This is a genomic window from Nonomuraea aurantiaca, assembly GCF_020215705.1.
In the GTDB taxonomy this organism is placed as follows: domain Bacteria; phylum Actinomycetota; class Actinomycetes; order Streptosporangiales; family Streptosporangiaceae; genus Nonomuraea; species Nonomuraea aurantiaca.
In genome coordinates, this window is the sequence record NZ_JAIWNB010000132.1 from 1 (window position 1) to 529 (window position 529).

General features: G+C 72.2%; 2 protein-coding genes. Both read right to left on the bottom strand.

Annotated features, from left to right (window positions below; translation table 11 throughout):
- Positions 1 to 359 (bottom strand): CBS domain-containing protein (locus LDL49_RS56505; RefSeq protein ID WP_225303206.1); only part of this gene is annotated, 359 nt, incomplete at its 3' end.
- Positions 356 to 529 (bottom strand): universal stress protein (locus LDL49_RS56510; RefSeq protein ID WP_225303207.1); only part of this gene is annotated, 174 nt, incomplete at its 5' end. The genes LDL49_RS56510 and LDL49_RS56505, both read right to left, overlap by 4 nt.

Below are 529 nucleotides of genomic sequence, written 5' to 3' on the forward strand. Positions count from 1 at the left end.
GCGGTGATCATCCCGACCAGTCCCCTGCCGGACACCACGGGTACGGCGTCACAGCCGGCGTCGGTCATCACGGCCGCGACCCGGGTCAGCGGGTCGTCCGGCCGCACCCGCGGCCTGCGCTCACCGGCCAGCAGCTCGCCCACCTGGCGGTTCGACTGTTCCTGCGGACCACCCGACCAGGAAGCGGCCAGATGCTCGCGCGACAGGATGCCCACCACGTGCTGCCCCTCGACGACCGGCAAGTGATGCACACCGGCGCGGCGCATCAGTTCCCAGGCCATCAGCGGCGACTCATCCGGCTTGACCGCGACCAGGATGCGGCTCATCACCTGCTCGGCGGTCAGCGACTCGATGTTCATGGCCTCTCCTCGCGGGGCCGGACGACCGCGACCGGGCAAGTGGCGTGGTGCAGCACGGCGTGACCGACCGAGCCCAGCACCGCCGAGGCGAAGCCACCCAGCCCGCGCGACCCGACGACGACCAGGTCGGCCGTGGTCGCGGCCTTGATCAGGGCGGTCGCCGGGTGCTC